Consider the following 434-nt stretch of genomic DNA (forward strand, 5'->3'; position numbering starts at 1 on the left):
CCTCTCGGCGTTATCGGTGAGATCTATATCGGTGGCGCCGGTGTGGCCCGCGGCTACCTTAACCGCCCAGAGTTGACAGCGGAACGCTTCATTCCTAATCCGTTCTCAACCGTATCAGGTGCCCGGCTGTATAAAACCGGCGACCTTGGCCACTGGCTGCCCGATGGCAATATCGAATACCTCGGCCGTAACGATTTTCAGGTCAAGCTGCGTGGCTTCCGCATTGAGCCAGGGGAAATCGAAACCCAACTTGTTCAGTATCTGGGTGTAGAAGAAGCCGTTGTCGTCGCCCGCGAAGATATGCCGGGCGACACCCGTCTGGTGGCTTATCTCCGGCCTCAGTCCGGCATTGAACTGGCGCCGGCGGATTTACGCCGGCAACTGGCACAGCATCTGGCCGACTATATGCTGCCCAGTGCCTTTGTGATGCTGGA

1 protein-coding gene is annotated in these 434 nt (G+C 58.1%); it reads left to right on the forward strand.

Annotated elements, in window-relative coordinates:
* The coding region (locus tag ABR397_RS23375) for an AMP-binding enzyme (RefSeq protein ID WP_350307785.1) at positions 1-434 on the forward strand (434 nt) is incomplete at both ends.

It is taken from the genome of Photorhabdus viridis, assembly GCF_040256935.1.
In the GTDB taxonomy this organism is placed as follows: domain Bacteria; phylum Pseudomonadota; class Gammaproteobacteria; order Enterobacterales; family Enterobacteriaceae; genus Photorhabdus; species Photorhabdus viridis.